Source organism: Cohnella herbarum, from assembly GCF_012849095.1.
GTDB lineage: Bacteria > Bacillota > Bacilli > Paenibacillales > Paenibacillaceae > Cohnella > Cohnella herbarum.
In genome coordinates this window covers 3,621,980-3,640,471 of sequence record NZ_CP051680.1, presented here as the reverse complement: position 1 = coordinate 3,640,471, position 18,492 = coordinate 3,621,980, and the positions used below count along the sequence as shown (strand labels likewise).

The 18,492-nt window shown below is 50.8% G+C and carries 12 protein-coding genes; all 12 read left to right on the top strand.

What is annotated here, in order from left to right; genetic code table 11:
- The first annotated feature begins 10 nt into the window (after positions 1–10).
- Positions 11–844, top strand: coding sequence for a carbohydrate ABC transporter permease (locus HH215_RS16145; RefSeq protein WP_169280837.1), 834 nt, complete (start codon positions 11–13; stop codon positions 842–844).
- A 71-nt stretch (positions 845–915) separates the two neighbouring features.
- Positions 916–2,736 (top strand): cache domain-containing sensor histidine kinase, encoded by a 1,821-nt coding sequence (locus HH215_RS16140; protein WP_169280836.1) that lies wholly within the window; start codon positions 916–918, stop codon positions 2,734–2,736.
- A 2-nt stretch (positions 2,737–2,738) separates the two neighbouring features.
- Positions 2,739–4,331 carry a response regulator transcription factor gene (locus tag HH215_RS16135; protein ID WP_169280835.1) on the top strand — a complete coding sequence of 531 codons (1,593 nt, stop codon included), beginning with the start codon at positions 2,739–2,741 and terminating at the stop codon, positions 4,329–4,331.
- Entirely contained in the window at positions 4,328–5,665 is a 1,338-nt protein-coding gene (locus HH215_RS16130; RefSeq protein WP_169280834.1) for an extracellular solute-binding protein, read from the top strand. The genes HH215_RS16135 and HH215_RS16130 overlap by 4 nt, the downstream gene beginning before the upstream one ends.
- Positions 5,666–5,742: 77 nt before the next feature.
- Entirely contained in the window at positions 5,743–6,837 is a 1,095-nt protein-coding gene (locus HH215_RS16125) for an ABC transporter permease (RefSeq protein ID WP_254450506.1), read from the top strand.
- A 12-nt stretch (positions 6,838–6,849) separates the two neighbouring features.
- The gene (locus HH215_RS16120) at positions 6,850–7,728 is read left to right on the top strand and encodes a carbohydrate ABC transporter permease (RefSeq protein WP_169280833.1); all 879 of its coding nucleotides are present in this window, start codon (positions 6,850–6,852) and stop codon (positions 7,726–7,728) included.
- A 33-nt stretch (positions 7,729–7,761) separates the two neighbouring features.
- Positions 7,762–8,640 carry a protein phosphatase 2C domain-containing protein gene (locus HH215_RS16115; protein WP_169280832.1) on the top strand — a complete coding sequence of 293 codons (879 nt, stop codon included), beginning with the start codon at positions 7,762–7,764 and terminating at the stop codon, positions 8,638–8,640.
- Between the two features lie 14 nt (positions 8,641–8,654).
- Positions 8,655–11,051: a helix-turn-helix domain-containing protein gene (locus HH215_RS16110; protein WP_169280831.1), complete on the top strand. Its 2,397-nt coding sequence runs from the start codon at positions 8,655–8,657 to the stop codon at positions 11,049–11,051.
- A gap of 115 nt (positions 11,052–11,166) precedes the next feature.
- On the top strand, positions 11,167–12,792 hold the full coding sequence (locus HH215_RS16105) for an extracellular solute-binding protein (RefSeq protein WP_169280830.1): 1,626 nt from the start codon (positions 11,167–11,169) through the stop codon (positions 12,790–12,792).
- A 90-nt stretch (positions 12,793–12,882) separates the two neighbouring features.
- A complete protein-coding gene (locus HH215_RS16100; protein ID WP_169280829.1) occupies positions 12,883–13,806 on the top strand; it encodes a dihydrodipicolinate synthase family protein in 924 nt (307 codons plus the stop codon).
- A 309-nt stretch (positions 13,807–14,115) separates the two neighbouring features.
- Positions 14,116–17,145, top strand: coding sequence for a hybrid sensor histidine kinase/response regulator (locus HH215_RS16095; RefSeq protein ID WP_169280828.1), 3,030 nt, complete (start codon positions 14,116–14,118; stop codon positions 17,143–17,145).
- A gap of 50 nt (positions 17,146–17,195) precedes the next feature.
- Complete coding sequence (locus HH215_RS16090) at positions 17,196–18,335, top strand: response regulator (protein ID WP_169280827.1); 1,140 nt, start codon at positions 17,196–17,198, stop codon at positions 18,333–18,335.
- Positions 18,336–18,492: the final 157 nt, after the last annotated feature.

Below are 18,492 nucleotides of genomic sequence, written 5' to 3'. Positions count from 1 at the left end.
GGATTGGGGTATGAAAGCGCCGTGGTTTACTAAGCTCGCAGTATACGCCATTATTATTTTCGGCGCCTTGCTGTTCGTATTTCCTTTTATCTATATGATTCTGACCAGCTTCTTCACGGCGACATTCTCGCTTCCTAAGCCTGAAGAAGTATTTCAAGTCGTTCCGAATTTGATTAACTACGAAGTCGTATGGGGAAAAAATCACTTCGCCCGTTACTTCGCGAATAGCCTGCTGATCACATCGGTAGCGATGGTCGGGGCTTTGCTCGTGAGCTCGTTGACCGCATACGGCTTCGCCCGGTTCGCTTTTCCCGGCAAAGAGGCCGTGTTCCGGCTGTTCCTGCTTACGATGATGATTCCTTCCGTCATTAATATTATTCCTCAGTTCATTATCATCAAAGATCTGGGGCTCGTGAACACGTATGCCGGATTGTGGCTGATCTACGTCGCCGCGGGGGTCGTCGGCAATATGTTCTTCCTGCGTGGCTTTTTCGAGAGCATACCTAGAGAGTTGGAAGAGTCGGTGCTGATCGACGGCGGAGGAAACTGGCGCATCTATTGGAATATTTACTTGCCGTTATCGCTTCCGGCGATGGGGACGTTGGCGATCTTCATTTTCCAAGGGACTTGGGAGGAATATTTCCTTGCCTTGACGATCATTAAGAGCGAAGCGCTTCGCACGCTCCCGATCGCGATCTTGATGTTCAACGACAAATACGCGACGAACTACGGACAGATTTTCGCCGCTTCCATCATCGCTTTGTTGCCGGTTATTCTCATCTACGTCGCTTTTCAGAAAAAATTCGTACAATCGGGCTTCAATGAAGGAGCCGTTAAAGGTTGATCAAGATTGTTGAGAGGGCTTTCAACGAATCCGCCGGGCGATGTACAATAGGTACACGGAGGGCGATGGTTATGAGCTTATGGATGCACCGGAGAAAACAACGGCTTCAGTGGGGCAAGAGGTTCGCGACGAAGATGATTCTCGCCCTGCTGGTCGTCATTCTTATTCCGACGTTGACTAGCGTGTTGTTCTATTCGGCTTCCTCGAAGCTGGTTAAGAAGAACGTTCGCGTGACCTCGCTACAGCTTGTTCGGCAGGCGGCGGATGCCTTGTCTTCGATTATGGTCGCGGGAACGGATGCCTCGACGGTGCTCTATAGCGACGTTAAGCTGCAAGAGGCGGTACGCCATACGGATCCGAAGCCGGAAGAAGAGCAGAAGTACAAAGAAGAGATGTCTAATCTGCTGAACAATTTCGTAGGCTCCAATTCGTTCGTGAAGACGATCTACGTGCTCAGGGAGGAAGGAACGAGCTGGGGCAGCGGATCGTTTAAGTTCTCGAAAATATACAGCCAATCCGTTCAAGAGCTGGAGTGGGTTCGGCTTGCCCGGCAGAAGGACGGCCAACCCGTATGGGGGCGGCTTGACTATGATCCCTATAGCGGAATTGGCGATCGCAACGACCTGATCTTGCCGGTTACTCGAGTCATTAAGGATTTCGAGTCTCTCGCCGATATCGGGTATTTGCTCGTGAATCTCGACGGGAAGAAAATCGTGGACCGCATCGGGCAAATACGCCTTGGGGAGACGGGCGGGTTCTATGTCGTGGACGGAGAAGGAATCATCGTCATCGACGGACATGAAGAGCGCATCGGCCAGCCCTTGTCCGACAGCGGATTGCGGGAGTGGGCGGCCCGGAGCCGCGATGCGGAATTCGAGCATCAAGCGGGCGGAGTGAGTTATTACAATATCAAGCAGCCGCTATCCAACGGGTGGAGCGTCGTCGGTTCCGTGCCGATCAGGGAAATAACGGATGAATTAACGAGCATGCGCCGTTTAATCTGGACGTCCGCCGTGGGATTCGCGCTTGTGGCCATCGTCATCGGTCTGTTCCTGGCCCGTCTCGTAACGAATCCGATCAAGCAGTTGACCTCCCAGATGAAAGTCGCGGAGAGCGGCGACTTCACGGTACGTACGGAAGTAAGATCGCATGACGAAATCGGACATATGAGCCGTCAGTTCAACAAGATGATCAAGCGCATCGACGAACTCGTCCAAGAGGTGCATAACGTTCAGGAGAGCAAGCGAGAGGCGGAGCTAAGGGCGGTCATGCACCGGATTCACCCTCATTTTCTATTTAATACGCTGAGCACGATCAAATGGCTTGTTCTTTACAATCAATCCACGAAAGCTTACGATGCTTTATCCGCGCTCGTGCTCTTGCTGGAAGCGAATATGGGCAAGAAGGGCAATTTCGTATCGATGACGGAGGAATTGGAAATCGTGAGCAAATACTTGAGTATCCTGGAGATTCGATACGATACGGCGTTTCGGCTCCATCTGGATATCGCGATAGAGGCGGAGCCTTTCCGAATTCCAAGGATGCTAATCCAGCCCATCGTGGAGAACGCCGTATTTCACGGGCTCGTACCGACCGGAGGAGGCGGGGATATTTGGATAAAAGCCTATCGCTCGCAGGATGCCGTTGAAATAGAGATCAAGGATAACGGCAGAGGTATTCCGCAGGAGCATATCGGAATGCTGGACGATGCCGAATCCGCGAAGCCGACGGGCATGACCGGAATCGGTCTGCTGCACGTAAGGGAATGGATTAGATTGTACTATCCCGTCGGCTCGGAACTGCGGATCTCGAACGGCGAGTCTAGCGGAACGATCGTGCTGATGAAGCTAATGAGACCTGCGGACGATAACGCTTTTCGGGAGGGGGCATAGCTATGTATCGCGTAGCGATCGTGGACGATGAGCCGGTCATTCGTTTCGGAATTCGGGCTTCGGTGGATTGGGAGCGGGAGAATATAGGTTTAGCGGGCGATTTCGCGAATGGCGAAGAGGCGTGGAAGAAGATTAGCGACGAGCCGGTCGACATTCTGATCACGGACATCAAGATGCCGATCATGGACGGACTCGAGCTAACGAAACGGACGCTCTCCCTGCATCCGAAGACGAAAGTGATTCTCGTCAGCAGCTATAACGATTTTGAATTCGTGCGGCAAGGGCTGAAGCTTGGCGTCGTGGATTATTTGCTTAAGCCCACTTTGGAGCCCGAAGGTTTGTTGGAACTCGTAAGAAAGTGCTTAAGACTCATCGAGGAAGAGCGGAAATACGACGACGATCGGCGGTTTATACGAGCGACTAGATTAACGTCCGATCGAAGGAAGCTGGAAACGGACATCAAACGCGCCCTCGTTCACGAGGAGATGCGCCTGTCTCCCGACGAAGCTCCGTCTTGGATGAAGGAAGGCTATGCCCTGTGTACCGTATTGGTTAGCGGACTGAGGGAGACGGAAGAGTCGTACGGCGAAATGCACGTCGGCATGCTGCTGGAGGAACTGCAGGAAGTCGTCTATGAAACGGCGGATGTCGGGGTTGCGTTCCTGGCAGGAGATCGAACGCTTGTGATCGGTATTCCGGCACCCGGCGACTTGCCGCCGGAAAAAACCATTAAAGCGATCTGCTCCGAATGGGTCGACCGCTTAGACATCCGAGTTACGGTAGGGTATGCGGTCGGCTCGACTCCCGAAATGTTGCGTTCCGTCTATCGTTCAAGCGGGCTTGCGGCCCAACGAAGGTTCTACGAGGGGGAAGGGACGTACGGTTTGCCGGACTGTTCCGACTCTCTGGAGTACCCGCAATCGCATGAGAATAAGCCAACCCAAACGCTGTTTCGCGAGCTGAAGTCAGCTTCTCAGTCACGGGACTACGATGCGGCTGATGCGATCGTTCGAAATTGGACGGAAAGGTGGCGAGCGATGCGAACGGACCCGAATAACGTTCGCAAGGAGGCATTCGAGATCGTCACCGCCCTGTTCATGAACGAGCAGGAGATGAGCGTTCTGCTCGAAGGCTTCGAAGAATTGAAACGAGCGGAAACGTTGGAAGAGCTGACGGGGCTGCTGACGACGCAAATTCGAGGGTACCGCAAATCGTTCGCGGCAGGCTCCCATACGTTCAAGGGAAATAAGCAGTTGATCGATAAAGCGATTGCGTATATTTCCGCGCATTACACCGGCGATATCTCGCTTCAGCGGTTAGCCGATCACGTCCATATGAGTAAAAACTACTTTTGTTTGCAGTTTAAGCACCATACAGGTCATAACTTTATCGATTATCTTATTCGATTGCGGATCGGCAAAGCGAAGGAGATCATTGGCGATCATAGCTTGAAAATCTACGAAGTGGCGGAGAAGGCCGGATTTAACGACGTCAAATATTTCAGCAAGCTATTCAAGAAAATGACGGGACTGTCGCCGGTCGATTACCGGGAAAGCCTGACGGGACACGGCTTGTGCAAGGAGGAGAGTCCATGACGGGGCAACGGGAGGAGACCGAGCGGAGTGGATGGAGAGGTCGGATAGGTTGGATACGGCGAACAAAGATTACGGTTATCTCTGTAGGGCTTGCCATCGGAGCCCTATTATCCGGTTGCGGTTCGAGCGAGAGCATCATCGGAGGAAGCCGCGTTGAGAAAGTGTTACAGCCGAGCGCAAACGAGGAAATAACGGTCTGGCATACGTATAGCGACGTGGAATCGAGGATGTTCGAGCAGGAGGTCATTCCCGCCTTCGAGCAAGCCAATCCCGGGATCAGCGTTAATTCTGTAAGACGGACCTACGAGAATATTAAAAGCGCGTTAATCGCGGAAACGACCTCGGGCAGCGGTCCGGACGTCGTTCGGTTGGATATGCCCTGGCTGCCGGAATTCGCAAAGCTTGGTCTAGTTGATCCAATAGATAGATTACCCGAATTCGGGAAGGTTTCGATGAAGCTTCATAAGACGGCGTTAGAATCCGGCAAATATAACGGTCGTTACTACGGTCTGCCGTTAAACATGAATACGAAAGCGGCGATCTATAATCGGAAGCTCTTAGAGCAAGCCGGGTTAGACCATCCTCCGTCCACGATGGACGAACTTGTCGCCCTTAGCGAACGAACCGGATGGCAACTAGGGATTAATGGAATCAGCACCTGGGATATCCTTCCTTATTTTTCGGGATTAGGCGGTAAGCTAACGAATGGCGACTATACCCGATCGGTCGGGTACTTGGATAGCGAGACTAGCATCCAAGCCGTTCGTACGCTCAAGCGGCTGCTGGACGAAGGGATTATCAGCGAAGACGTCCTTTCGGGGAAACTCGAGAGATGGGAAGCGGTTCAGGACGGCAGGCTTCTGATGATCGATGAAGGTCCTTGGTACTATTCCATCCTATCCCACGTATCGGGCGACGATAACGAAGAACTGCTGGCGAATACGGTGCTTGCTCCGTTTCCGCATAACCCAGGGGAAAAGGGAGCGATCGTCGGCGGGGAGAATCTGGTGCTTATGTCGAGTTCCCGCCATAAGCAAGCGGCATGGACGTTCATGAAATGGATGGCAGGGGCTCCCGCTCAGCAGTTCATGTTCGAGATGGGACTGTTGCCGACCAATATTGAGGCTAGCGGATCGGAGCTCAGCTTTAGTCCGACGATTCGTCCCTACGTCGAAAGCCTGAATGCCTCGTTCCTACGTCCTCCGGTTACGAATTGGGCGAAGATAGATAAACAATTCAACGAATCTCTGAAACTTATTATGCGCGGTCGCGTTCCTATCGAGTTGGGACTTGAGCAGCTTGCGATTCAGATCGACGAGTGGTTGAAGGAATAAGCGCAAAGGGTTCGAAATGGGTGGTAGTTGATTAATCGGAACCTCCAAGGCCGTTCATAGACGGCTTTGGAGGTTGTTTGTTTTTTCGGTCGAATCGCGGAATCGCAATGGAATCGGGGTTTTCTCGCGATAACCCTTGCAAGGTGGGAATCTGGCGCATCAAGAGGAGAGATGCGCGTTGTCCTCCTATCGAAACGCCGCTTATCATAAGGTCGAACGGAGCGGAAGAAGCCGTATCGCATGCATTCGTTCAACAACTGGCGTGGGAGGGTTCGATCATTCTTAAGCAAATCAAAGACAACAGGTATTTATTTCTTATGTTCGCGCTGCCGTTCATTTATTTCATCGTCTTCAAATACGGACCGATGTTCGGGTTGCTCATCGCGTTTAAGGATTACAACGTAATGAAGGGAGTTTTCCGCAGCGAATGGGTCGGATTTCACCATTTCAAGCAATTTATCTTTGATCCTTACTTCTGGAAGTTGGTTCGCAATACCGTGGTCATCAATGTATACATGCTCGTGTTTTATTTTCCGGCTCCGATTATTCTGGCTTTGCTGCTGAACGAGATTCGAAAAGGCATGTTCAAACGGTTCGTTCAAAGCGTGAGCTATCTCCCCCACTTCCTGTCCACCGTGGTCGTCTGCGGAATGATCGTCAATCTTCTTGCTTCCGACGGCATCGTCAATCAGGTCGTTCAAGCGTTCGGCGGTGAACATATCCCTTTCCTCATGCTCTCCGATTGGTTTAGGACGATCTACGTCTCGACGGAAGTGTGGCAGAAGATCGGCTGGGGATCGATTATCTATTTGGCGGCTTTAGCGGGAGTGGATCCGAGTCTCTACGAATCGGCACGGCTCGACGGGGCCAACCGGTGGAAGCAGGTGCTTCATATTACGCTGCCCGGAATCGCTCCGGTCATCTCCATCTTGTTCCTGCTTACGCTTGGGGATATTCTATCGATCGGTTACGAGAAAATATTGCTGTTGTATACCGGCGCGACTTACGAGACGGCGGACGTAATCTCCACCTACATCTACCGCAGGGGCGTGCTTGGAGCGGACTTCAGCTACGGAACCGCGGTGGGACTGTTTCAATCGATTATCGCTTTCGTATTGATCTATGGCGCCAACAAAGGCGCTAAGCGGCTCGGCGCCGCCAGCTTGTGGTAGGAGGGAACTCAGATGAGAAAAGAAGGCAGCAGGTTATTCGACGTTCTGAATTACGCGATATTGATCGCTTTATGTTTATCGATCCTATATCCGCTTTATTACATGCTGATCATCTCCATTAGCGACGGCCAAGCCGTAGGGAGAGGAGAAGTGAGCTTCTTCCCGCAGGGCATCACCTTTGCGACTTATAAAGTCATTTTGGACAATCCGGATTTCCTTATGTCCTACAAGAACACGTTCATCTATACGATTGCAGGGACGTTGATCGCGGTGTGCATGACGACGTTGTGCGCTTACCCGTTGTCCCGAAGCAAGTTTTTCGGACGAACCGCGTTAACGGCGATTATTATTTTTACGATGTTTTTCGAAGGAGGCATCATACCCAGCTATATGATCGTGAACGGTCTGGGCATGGTGAACACCGTTTGGGCGATATTAATCCCACCGGCAATCAGCGTATGGTATATGATTATTATGAGGACGTTCTTCCAGCAGTTGCCGAACGAACTGCACGAATCCGGATACGTGGACGGAGCCAACGACTTGCAAATTTTCTTAAGGATTATTTTGCCGCTATCCGTTCCGGTACTGGCCACGATGGTGTTATTCTATGCCGTATGGCACTGGAACAGCTTCTTTCCGGCAATGATCTATTTGAATGAGAAGATCAAGTATCCGGTACAGATCATTATGCGTAACATGGTTATCCAAGGGGAACTTAGCAGCACGCAGTCTGCGGCGGCCGAAGCGAACGCGCTTGGTGCCAACATTACGGGACTGAACATTAAATACGCGATTATTTTCGCCACCATTCTGCCGATTCTCGTTGTTTATCCGTTCATTCAGAAGTATTTCGTCAAGGGAATGATGATCGGTTCGTTGAAGGGGTAAGCGATCGCCACGACAAGAAAAGCGAGGATTACGATGACAGAGATGACAGGGACATCAAGCAAAGACGACGGTATTACGGCATTCGCATGCACAAGGCCGGGAGGAGCGGGGTTAAATGAGGACGCCTGCGTCGTCAATGACCTCGCGGCCGTGTATGGCGTTATCGACGGGGTGTCCGCCATGGGCAAGTCCGTCCTCGAATCGAATATGACCTCGGGTTATATCGCGTCGAGAATTCTGGCTGAAGCTTTTCAAGCGGAGAAGCTTGATCCCGATCTGAGAGAAACCGTCTTGCGGGCGAACGCCGTATTGCGGGAGCGAATGGATGCGGCAGGCGTCGAGATGGCAAGCAAGTGGAAGCTCTGGAGCGCGGTGTTCGCGATATTCCGCGTTCATTCCCGAACCGTCGAATTCGTCCAAAGCGGGGATTGCATGCTCTTTGCCCGGTACCGGGACGGCAGCGTAAGGGTTCTCACCTACAATCGCGTGGCGGAATTCGACTTGGCGACATTAAACCTGAAGCATCGGCTAATGGAGGAGAACGTCTTATCTCTCGAGGAAGTCGGAGAGAAGGTGCGCCGGCAATCGATGCTCAACCGCGGACAAGCCAACTGCCCGAACGGATATTCGGTGATGAACGGCGATCCCGAATTGGCTTGGGCGATGGAATACGGCTCAATATCGAGATCCGGTATTCGCAGATTGTATGCGGTAACGGATGGAATGTTCCATTTTATCGAGAATTGTTCCGATCCCCTGAAATGGGAACGGTTCCTGGATCGATTGGACGAACTGGGGATCGAACGTTATATTGAACAGCTCGTCGAGGAAGAGAACCTTGATCCGGATTGCAAGTTACATCCGAGGCATAAGAAGTCGGATGACAAATCGGCGGTCATCGTTGATCTATAGGGAGCGGATAACGGATGAAGACCAAATTCGGCGGATTGCCGGGATTTAAGCTAAATAAGCTATTCTTGCGAATTCTGCTATCCTTCCTTTCTCTACTCCTTCCGATCTCGATTATCGGCGCGTTCTTTTACGTTAGCTCTACGAAAAACATGGAGAAGGACTTCTCGGAGAAAATCTCCGTCAATCTTCACTCCTCGGCTAGCACGATCGGCATGTATTTACGGACGGTGCAAGAGACCAACACTTTGTTTTTCAACGATAATGCCATTCGAACGTTATTGCAGCCCGATCGATTGTATACCCTTGAGGAGCGGTCGAGGTTATCGATCGTTCCCCAAACGATTGCTCGAATTCAGAGCCTGCTTTCCGATTACGTGGATCGGATTTTCGTATTCGTCGATGACGAGAGGGTGTATACGAACGAAGGAGTCGAGGATTTCGAGCTTTTCTTCGGTAAAACCTATCCGCTCGATCGCTATTCTACCTCACGTTGGGCGGAAATGCTGCGAGGCGAGAGGATACTGGAGATCTTAGAACCCGCGAAGGCGCATGTATCCCCGTCCAAGACGATTCCGACGCTTCCTATCCTGACCCGCAACACGGTAAGAGGACATGACGTCGTTATGGTCGTGACCATGTCTCTGCAGACGATGAGATCGACGTTGATGAATAACGCGATCTTCCCGACGACCGAATTTCTATTGCTTGATTCGAATGGCAACTTTATTTTATCGACCTCGGATCGGTTCTCGGAAAGCGAAGCGATGGAAGCGATCGCTGAACATTCCGCAATTAAGGGACAATCTTACGAAAACGTCGCCATCGGGGGAGAAGATTATCTCGTTTCTACGGTTAAAGACGAGAATTACGGCTGGAACTATTATTCGATCACTCCGACTAGAGAGTTTACCGAGAACGCTGGCCAAATCACGAAGTTGATCGTTGCGATCTGCATCGTGTTAACCGTCGTCGGTATCGCTTTCTCCGTCGTATTTACGTTGAATTTATACAATCCGATCAAGAAGATTCGGGATATTTTACTTCAAAGCGACGAGAGCGAGAATGGTAACGGGAAGTTGCCCGATTCGAAGAGAATTCCTAACGACGAATTCGATATGATCGGAAGAAGGATTAACCAGATCATGGAGAACAATTCCTATTTTCAGAATAAATTGAATGCGCTTTCCGACGAGTATGTCGATAGCGCGCTTCAACATTTGTTACGCGGGGGATACGGCGGGGGAAGTCAGGAAGGGAAGCTGTGCAGACTCGTGGAGAAGCATTTCAAAGATGCGGATGGCGTATTCGTGTGCAGTTGCGTACGGTTCAAGTTCCATGACGTCTTCTTTACCGAGATTCAGGACACCGAACGAATAGGGATCCAGAGTAAATTGAAGAACGTAGTTTGGGGACTCGTCGGCGAGCATATCCCGACATACGTGGTGGAATATCAACACAACGTATTCGCTTGCATTGTAAGGTTACCGAAGGATGAAGGATTAGAACGCCTGAAGAAGGCGCTGCGCAGATTGACGGAAACTTTCCGATACGATGCGCGCTACTGCGTCATGAATGCGGGGATCGGCAAGCCGTATGAGGGAGTGGAACAACTCGGGAGATCGTTCGGAGAGGCATTGTCCGTGCTAGGTTACCAGGATTCCAATCAGGCTTTCCAAGTGCTGGATACAGCCGAGCATCCTACGCAACAGATCGTTTACTCTTATTCCATGACCGACGAGAACAAAATCGTGAACGCTTTGAAAACCGGAGACAAGGAGCTCTTGCGGCGACAATTGGACGAGCAGATCGAGCGAAATCGATTGTCGGGCGTATCCCCGGACAATCTGAGCTTGCTGCTGACGGAGCTCTACAACACGGGCAAGCGTTATTTGTCCGAAAAGGGTTTGCAATTGTTCCAGATGATTACGGAGGAGGAAGACGGGGTGCTGCGAGGGAGCGGCAATTATACGATTGAATTCGAGAGAAGGCGGGAATGCCTTGCCGCTTTCTATGAACGGATCGTGGACCAAACCGGCATTCCGAAGGAAAAAGGCTCGGGCATGTTGATTACGATGATTATGGAATACATCGAGAACAATTACCACCATGATCTGTATTTAGAGAAGATCGCGGAAGAGATGGGTACGTCCGCTAAGTATTTGTCCAAGGTGTTCAAAGAGAAAACGAAAATGAATTTGACCGATTATATCAGCTACAATCGAATCGCGAGATCCAAGACGCTGTTGCTCGAAACGGATATGAGCATCAACGAGATTTCGGGCAAGGTCGGCATATATAGCCGAACGACTTTCTTGAGGCTCTTCAAGAAATACGAGGGGATTTCTCCTTCTCAATATCGGGAGTCGGGGATTCAACAGTCCACCTTCGCCGAGCTTACGGTAGAATCATGAATCGTCATACCGCCTAGAGGAAATTTGAAACCTGCGGGCAAGTATCGGTTCTTTCGGAGTTCCCGGAGATAACGTATCGTTACAGCCAGATTCACATATCTCAGGAGGGTTGCACATGAGCAGGAAAAAGCGGCAATTCAGTTTAATCGCGATGACGTCCATCGCCCTGGCGCTAACGGGCTGCGGAGGAAATTCATCCAATGGGAACGATGCGACGGCGAGCAGCCAAGCAAGCAGCCAAGCAAGCAGTCAGGCAAGCGGCGATGCGGGCGTTGGCGCGGGCAAGATCGTCAACGAACCGATGACCTTAAGGGTCATGCTTGGCGAGCATCCCAACCAACCGCTGATCATCGACGCGCCTTCATTCGCTTTAAGAGAAGCTGCGACAGGGGTCAAGCTGAAGATCGAGACCGTTCCTTCGGACAACTACGAAGAGAAGTTGCACACGCTGATCGCCACGAATAACTTGCCGGACATTATGTACGCCGAGGATACGACGATTCAATCGTTCGCGAATACGGGCTTATTCCTACCGATATCCGATTACTTGGATCACGCGCCTAACTTGAAGAAGCTGATCGAGGAAAATCCTCAGATCAATAACCTGAAGATCGGCGACAAATTATACGGATTTCCTAGACTTGCCCGTTATCAAGGCTCCGCCGGTCCTTTTCCCATGATTCGCTCAGACGTCATGAAGGAGCTCGGCTTGCAGACGCCGCAAACGTTCGACGAGTTGTACGAAACGTTGAAAAAAATGAAAGAAGCTTACCCGGATTCCCAACCGATGACGATCCGATGGGGGACGCAGCAGTTGCTTGACGTGATGACTTACCCGCTCGGTTCCGGCTTCGACGTCTACTACGATTATGACGTCGATGGAGGAAAATGGCTCTACGGACCGGCGCATCCCGAGTTTAAGGAAGCGCTCGAATTCTTGAGCAAGCTTTACAAGGAGAAGCTGCTGGATCCGGATTACGCGGTATCGACTTCCGATACCTGGAAAGAGAAGCTAAGCTCGGGCAAATCGCTGTTCTTCTACGATAACATAGGCTACGCGACGGCTTTCGGAGCTTCGCTGAAAGCCGCGGACCCGGATGCCGCGTTCGAAATGATACCGAATATGGCTAATAGCCAAGGTCAGAAACGCAACTATCGGTTCCCGGATCATTGGTTGACGGAAAACTTCTTGATCAGTTCCAAGGTCAAGAATCCGGAAGCGGTCGTTCGTTACTTGGATTGGATGTACAGCGAAGAAGGCGCGGACATCACTAATTTCGGAAAAGAAGGCGAGCACTTCACGAAAGAAAACGGAGAGTATAAGGTTACGGACGGCATTAAGGAAAAGTACGGCAAAGAAACGAGCTTGTACAAGCTGCAATCCGATCTTGGCACGGGATTGCTTGCTTTCACGCTATACATTGACGAGAGAGCTACGAGTATGTACAGCACGCCCGATTCGGTCAAATGGAGCGAAAATATCAAGCGGCAAGAGAAGGACTTGAAGAACGGTATCGTGACCCGGCCGCTCGAGCCGCCGCTTACGAAAGAGGAAGCGGAGAAGGTAAAGCGACTGCGCACCGATCTGAATACGGTCGTCTTCCAAGAAGTGGATAAGTTCATTATGGGCGTCAAGCCGATGGACGAATTCGAGGCGTTCGCGAAGAAGCTGCAGAAAGACGGTTCCGGCGAGCTCGAGTCGATCTTTAACGAAGCTCAAGCTAGGCTGGAGAGTCAGTAATCGATGACTTCTTGGAGTCGGATACGGAATAAAAGGATGGAGAGGGAGGGAGGAGACTCCCTCTTTTCTAATCAGATGAGGTGAGTAGGAATGCTAGAGAGGATGAAAGACGGGGTTTGGCCAACAATGGTCACCTTGTACAACGACAATGGTAGAATCGATTATACCGCGATGGAGAAAGCGGTACGGTGGTACGTTCTGAACGGAGCGGACGGCTTGTTCGCCGTGTGCCAATCTAGCGAGATGTTCTATCTTAACCTAGAAGAAAGGGTTGAATTGGCTGCTTTCGTCAAAAAAGCGACGAAGGGGAAAATCCCCGTCATAGCTTCAGGGCACATCTCGGAGTCGTTGGCGGAACAGGCTGAAGAATTGCGGGCCATGAGCGAGACGGGCATCGACGCGCTCGTACTGATTACGAACAGGCTGGCGTTGGAGGGCGAATCGGACGATATCGTCAAGAGAAACGTAGAGAAGCTCTTGCCAGAGTTACCGGACAAGCTTCCAATCGGATTGTACGAATGTCCTTTTCCCTACAAGCGGGTCGTCTCCCCGGAATTGCTAAGATGGTTCGCGGATACGGGGCGATTCTGTTTCCTGAAGGATACGTGCTGCGACATCGGGTTGATCCGGGGCAAGCTGGATGCCGTGCGCGGGACGGATTTGAAAATCTTCAATGCGAATACCGCTACCTTGCTGGAGTCGCTCCGGTTGGGGGCTGCGGGATATAGCGGTGTCATGGGCAATTTCCATCCGTCTCTCTATTCGAAGCTCGTTCGCGATTACCGTAACCATCCGGTTGAAGCGGAGCGGTTGAGCGATCTGCTCACCATGGCATCTTGGATCGAGAAACAGCTATATCCGACGAACGCGAAATATCATCTCATGCTGGAAGGGATCGCCGGGAATTACGGGAGCCGCTCGCAACCGTCCTCTTCGTTCACGGAGACGAACAAATCGGAAGTCGCGATGCTGCGCAGGCTTTCGGAGGCGTGGGAGAAGCAACTTCCATCGTAACAACGGCTGGCGGTCCGCAATAAGATGATCGTGTTATCCGATGGAACGTGGTTGGCTCCTTCTTCTACGGCTAAGCGTTATAGCAGCGTGTAATAGTTGCCGCAATATCGTTACGAGGTGCTATATTAAGAAGTATGAGAAGCTCAAGATGAGACCATCTTGAGCTTTTCGGATTTTCGAGGCTAGCGTAAGCGGTATCTTCAAGATAGGCTTCGTGATCAAAATTGGACTTTATGAACAACCTCGTTAAGTATTTGTTAAGCGCCTACCTGTACATTTAAGGGGAAGGCACCGGGAGGTAGAGCGTGCGTGGCAAAGGGAGCAAGAGATAACTTTCTCATAGGTCTTCTTCTATTGACTGTTTTCGTGGGACTCGCGATGTGGTTTACGGCACAGCCGGATAAAGCCGTGCCCTCGGTGGATAAAGGCGAACTTGATCTTGAGGACTGGGATTATCGGAACCACGGTATATTCGGGTTGGACGGAGAGTGGGAGTTTTATCCGAATCAGTTGTTGATGCCGGGCGAAACTAGCGATAACAAAGGTTACATCGCCGTGCCCGGGAAATGGGACGGGTGGCAGGATCGCGACGGGCGAGCGATGAGCGGGATGGGTTATGGCACGTATCGTTTAGTCATCCAAAATGCCCCCGAGGGCCAAATGCTGGCGATTAGCAAAAACTACGTCCGGTTTTCGGACAAGCTATACATAGGAGGAGTAGAAGGAGGACAATCCGGACAACCGGGGGTATCCAGGGCGCAATATACGCCAAGAAACGTACCTTATGTCGCTTATTTTCCATCGCAGGGGAACGAGATCGAAATTTTATTACAAACAGCTAATTTCGATTTTAAGAATGGCGGAATCGCGGAATCGCTTTCTTTGGGCATAGGAAAGGAACTTCAAGTCAAGAAAAGCATACAAGTCGGGCTGGAGCTAATGGGAGCTATCATTCCGATGATCTCCGCTATGCTCATTTTCTGCCTCTATTTGTGGTTCCATAGAAACTCGCTGCTTCTATTATTCGGGGTTTATTTCTTTTTCATAGCGGTTAGCGTCATTACGAACGGAGAGAGATTGTTCCTGCAATTTTTTCCGGATATCCCATTCGAACTGGCGTTCAAAATCAAAACGGTTTCCGTATTCATTACGCCGGCCTTGCTGTTTATTCTCTCGTGGAAACTGTTTCGAAGATCGGGCGTCCGAATGCTGTTCCTAAGTTCGGCACTATTTAACTTCGCTTATTGCGTCGTAATCGTCATCTTCCCGTTTCGCGTATATTCCTATGCGCAGGACATCATGTATTTGGGAATCACGTTAATCTATCTCGTGCTGATCGGATATTTGTTCTTGGCTTACCTGAGGCAACAATTCGGAATATTGGACAAACGACAATTCCAACTTTATTTCGCGGCGGTGTGGTCGCATTTGCTGCTGGACCTTAACGTAATCCTAAGCAACGAGAATTTGACCTCGGCTCTGCTCAATAACATGATTTTTATCTTTTTTCTAGTCACGATCGCCCTGCTGCTCATTCATCAATATGTCGGTGCCTATACCTCGATGAAACAATTGACGAATCAGCTACAGATAGCGGATCGGATGAAGGATGAATTTCTGCTGATTACCTCTCATGAGTTGAATACCCCGCTGAACGGCATTATGAATCTCTCGCAGGCTCTGCTCAAAGAGCCTTTCAAGAAGTCCGCGGAACAGGAAATGAAAGATAAGCTGAGGTTTATACGGAATACGGCTTACCGAATGTCCAATATGGTCAACGATATCATAGACGCTGCGCGGATTAAGGACGGCAAACTGAAGGTTGATCTAAAACAGGTCGATCTCGTCGCTTGCGTTTCCGTTGTCATGGAAGTGTTCGGTTTTCTCGCCAAAGGGAAAAATACGCAGCTAACGCATCGTATCTCTCCCGAAGCCAGATATATTATCGCGGATGAGAACCGATTGATACAGGTCCTATACAACTCGATCAATTACAGCTTAAGACATATTCAGGACGGGATCGTTTCCATCCGTAGCAGAAGGGAGGGACACAACATTTTAATACATATCGAGTCTTCGGGCAGCGGCCCTCAGGAAGTAAACGACGCCATCGTCGGCGAAGAGCCGGAAGCGGACAATAGCTTCGCCCTTGGTCTGTCTATCGCGAACGAACTGACAGAGCTCATGGGAGGGAAGTTCGGTCCGAACGAGACGGACGGAACATTGGAAATCGCTTTGCCGGAGGCGTCAGAGAGTCTAATGGAGATTGCCGCGGGCAATGAGGAATCGGTGCATCCGTTTGCCGGGAACGTCATTCCCGAACCGCGACAAGCGAAAGAAGGAGCCTCCAAAATCTTAATCGCCTCCGCGGATCCGGTAGACGTTGAGCACCTCTACGGCATGCTGACATCGGAGGGCTACGAAGCTTACTGCGCCGGAACGGACAAGGAGGCTTATGCTCAGGTTACGCGGATGGATCGGCCGGATCTGGTACTTATCGATGTCATGCTTCCGGGCGATAACGGTTATGAATTGTGCCGCCGGATTCGGCAGCATTTTACGCAAGCGGAGATGCCGGTACTCCTCATCGGTACCCGCAACACGTCCGCGGATATCGAAGCGGGCATCTCGGCCGGAGGCAGCGACTTTATTACGCGGCCGCTCGATCCCGGCGAAATCCGGGTTCGGGTAAACACGCTGTTGTCTATGAAACGCTTGGTCAAGGAAGCGGCAGTGAACGAGATGGCGTTTCTTCGGTCGCAGATTAAGCCGCATTTTTTATATAACGCGCTAGGCACGATCATGTCTCTCTGTTATACGGACGGCGTACGGGCGGGCGAGCTGCTGAGTATTTTCAGCCGATATTTGCGCATTATTTTCCATCTGGACAATACGGAAGAGACCGTTAATCTGAGCAAGGAAATGGAGCTTATCCAGGCTTACGTGGATATCGAGAAGGCGCGGTTCGGAGATCGCGTTCGCGTCGAATTCGATGTCGACAAGGAGCTGTTAGGGTGCCAAGTCATGCCGCTGACGATCGAGCCTTTGGTGGAGAACGCCATTCGGCATGGCGTATCGAAGAAGCTTAGCGGTGGCACCGTTCGGTTGACGATCCATCAGGAAGGCGAGTTCGTGCGCGTCGTCGTGGAGGACGATGGAATCGGCATGACGGCGGAACAAGTACGGGCCATCATGGAAGTCGGCAAGCAGGAGCAAGGCGTCGGCTTCCGCAACATTACGCGCCGCGTGGCGCATATGACCGGAAGAACGCCCGTCGTGGAAAGCGAACGGGGCGTTGGAACGAAGGTTACGATTTGGCTTCCGCTAGCGTATTCGTGATCTGAGGCAAGCATATCTTTGTCCATATTCTATCGGGGTGAGCAAACTAGATGATTAAAGCATTTGTAGTGGATGACGAGGAGCATGCGCTTAATATATTGGAGCTGTTTCTACAACGAACCGGCGAGGTCGAAGTGATCGGCCGTTCGAGCAATGGCTTCGATGCTATTCGTAAGCTTAAGATGCTTCGCCCCGACGTCCTGTTTCTCGATATCGAGATGCCGGAAATGAACGGATTGGAGCTTGCGGAAATCGTAAGAAACGACAATAACGACGTTCAAATCGTTTTCGTGACCGCCTATGACCAATACGCGATATCCGCATTCGAGCACGCGGCAATCGATTATATTCTGAAGCCGCTGGAAATGGATAGATTGGCTAAGACTATCGCAAGAATACAGAAGGAAAATGCCCGGTCCGGCATTGTCGCCGAGCATGCCGCCTTGGTCAACGAAGCCCCTGACGCTCCCATGCTGACGATTCGGCTGTTCGGCCAGTATTTCGCCGGAATCGACGATGGGCCGAGAATGAAATGGCGAACTTCGAAAGAGAAGGAACTGATGGCTTACTTGGCGGTGCAGGAAGACAGCCGCGTTCATCGCGATCTCATTATCGAAAATTTATGGCCTGAAGACAGCTTTCATAAAGCGAAGGTTTATTTGCACACTTGCATTAGCCTGCTTAGAAAGAATATGAAGCAATTGGGTTTCGACGGCGTTCTGAAGTACGAGAACGAGAGATATTATCTCGATCCCGAACGGGTGGAAATCGATGTCCGAATCTTTAGGGAGCACTTGAATAGGTTGAAAAAATTAGAGAGTCCTGATTGTGCCGAGATTGAACAAGCTTTGCTTCTCTATGAAGGACCGCTGCTGAAAGACGAAGATTACGTGTGGGCGGAACAAGAGATGGAGCAATACGATAAATCGGCGTCGCAATGGAGATCGACTCTAACGGAGGCATATATTAAACTTAGGGAATACGATAAAGCGGTCACGATGGCCGAGTTGACGATCGATCATTCTCCCTATGAGGAGGGGGCCTACCGCTTGTTAATGAAAGGGTACCATTGCCTGGGCAGGAATGACCAAGTTTTGTCCGTATACCGGAGACTTGCTCACAAGCTAGAGGAATTGCAAATTAAGCCCTCGGAGATGACAACCAAGCTTTACGAAGAGATGATTAAGTGAGATAGACGTTACCTCTTAGGTAATGTTTTCGAAACGCCGGTGATGACATACTAGCGAGCGTTGTAAGCTTTTTTTCTCGTCGCGCCGCGACATAGTCGATATCTGATAACGGAAAACAGTTCCGTTATCGCACTTGTCCGTCTAAATTTGCACATCA

Excerpts from the sequence above, each read along its gene's own strand:
- HH215_RS16115 (WP_169280832.1), top strand. The coding sequence starts at position 7,762 with ATGACAGAGATGACAGGGACATCAAGCAAAGACGACGGTATTACGGCA.
- HH215_RS16120 (WP_169280833.1), top strand. The coding sequence starts at position 6,850 with ATGAGAAAAGAAGGCAGCAGGTTATTCGACGTTCTGAATTACGCGATA.
- HH215_RS16140 (WP_169280836.1), top strand. The coding sequence starts at position 916 with ATGAGCTTATGGATGCACCGGAGAAAACAACGGCTTCAGTGGGGCAAG.
- HH215_RS16090 (WP_169280827.1), top strand. The coding sequence starts at position 17,196 with ATGATTAAAGCATTTGTAGTGGATGACGAGGAGCATGCGCTTAATATA.
- HH215_RS16145 (WP_169280837.1), top strand. The coding sequence starts at position 11 with ATGAAAGCGCCGTGGTTTACTAAGCTCGCAGTATACGCCATTATTATT.
- HH215_RS16100 (WP_169280829.1), top strand. The coding sequence starts at position 12,883 with ATGCTAGAGAGGATGAAAGACGGGGTTTGGCCAACAATGGTCACCTTG.
- HH215_RS16105 (WP_169280830.1), top strand. The coding sequence starts at position 11,167 with ATGAGCAGGAAAAAGCGGCAATTCAGTTTAATCGCGATGACGTCCATC.
- HH215_RS16110 (WP_169280831.1), top strand. The coding sequence starts at position 8,655 with ATGAAGACCAAATTCGGCGGATTGCCGGGATTTAAGCTAAATAAGCTA.
- HH215_RS16130 (WP_169280834.1), top strand. The coding sequence starts at position 4,328 with ATGACGGGGCAACGGGAGGAGACCGAGCGGAGTGGATGGAGAGGTCGG.
- HH215_RS16135 (WP_169280835.1), top strand. The coding sequence starts at position 2,739 with ATGTATCGCGTAGCGATCGTGGACGATGAGCCGGTCATTCGTTTCGGA.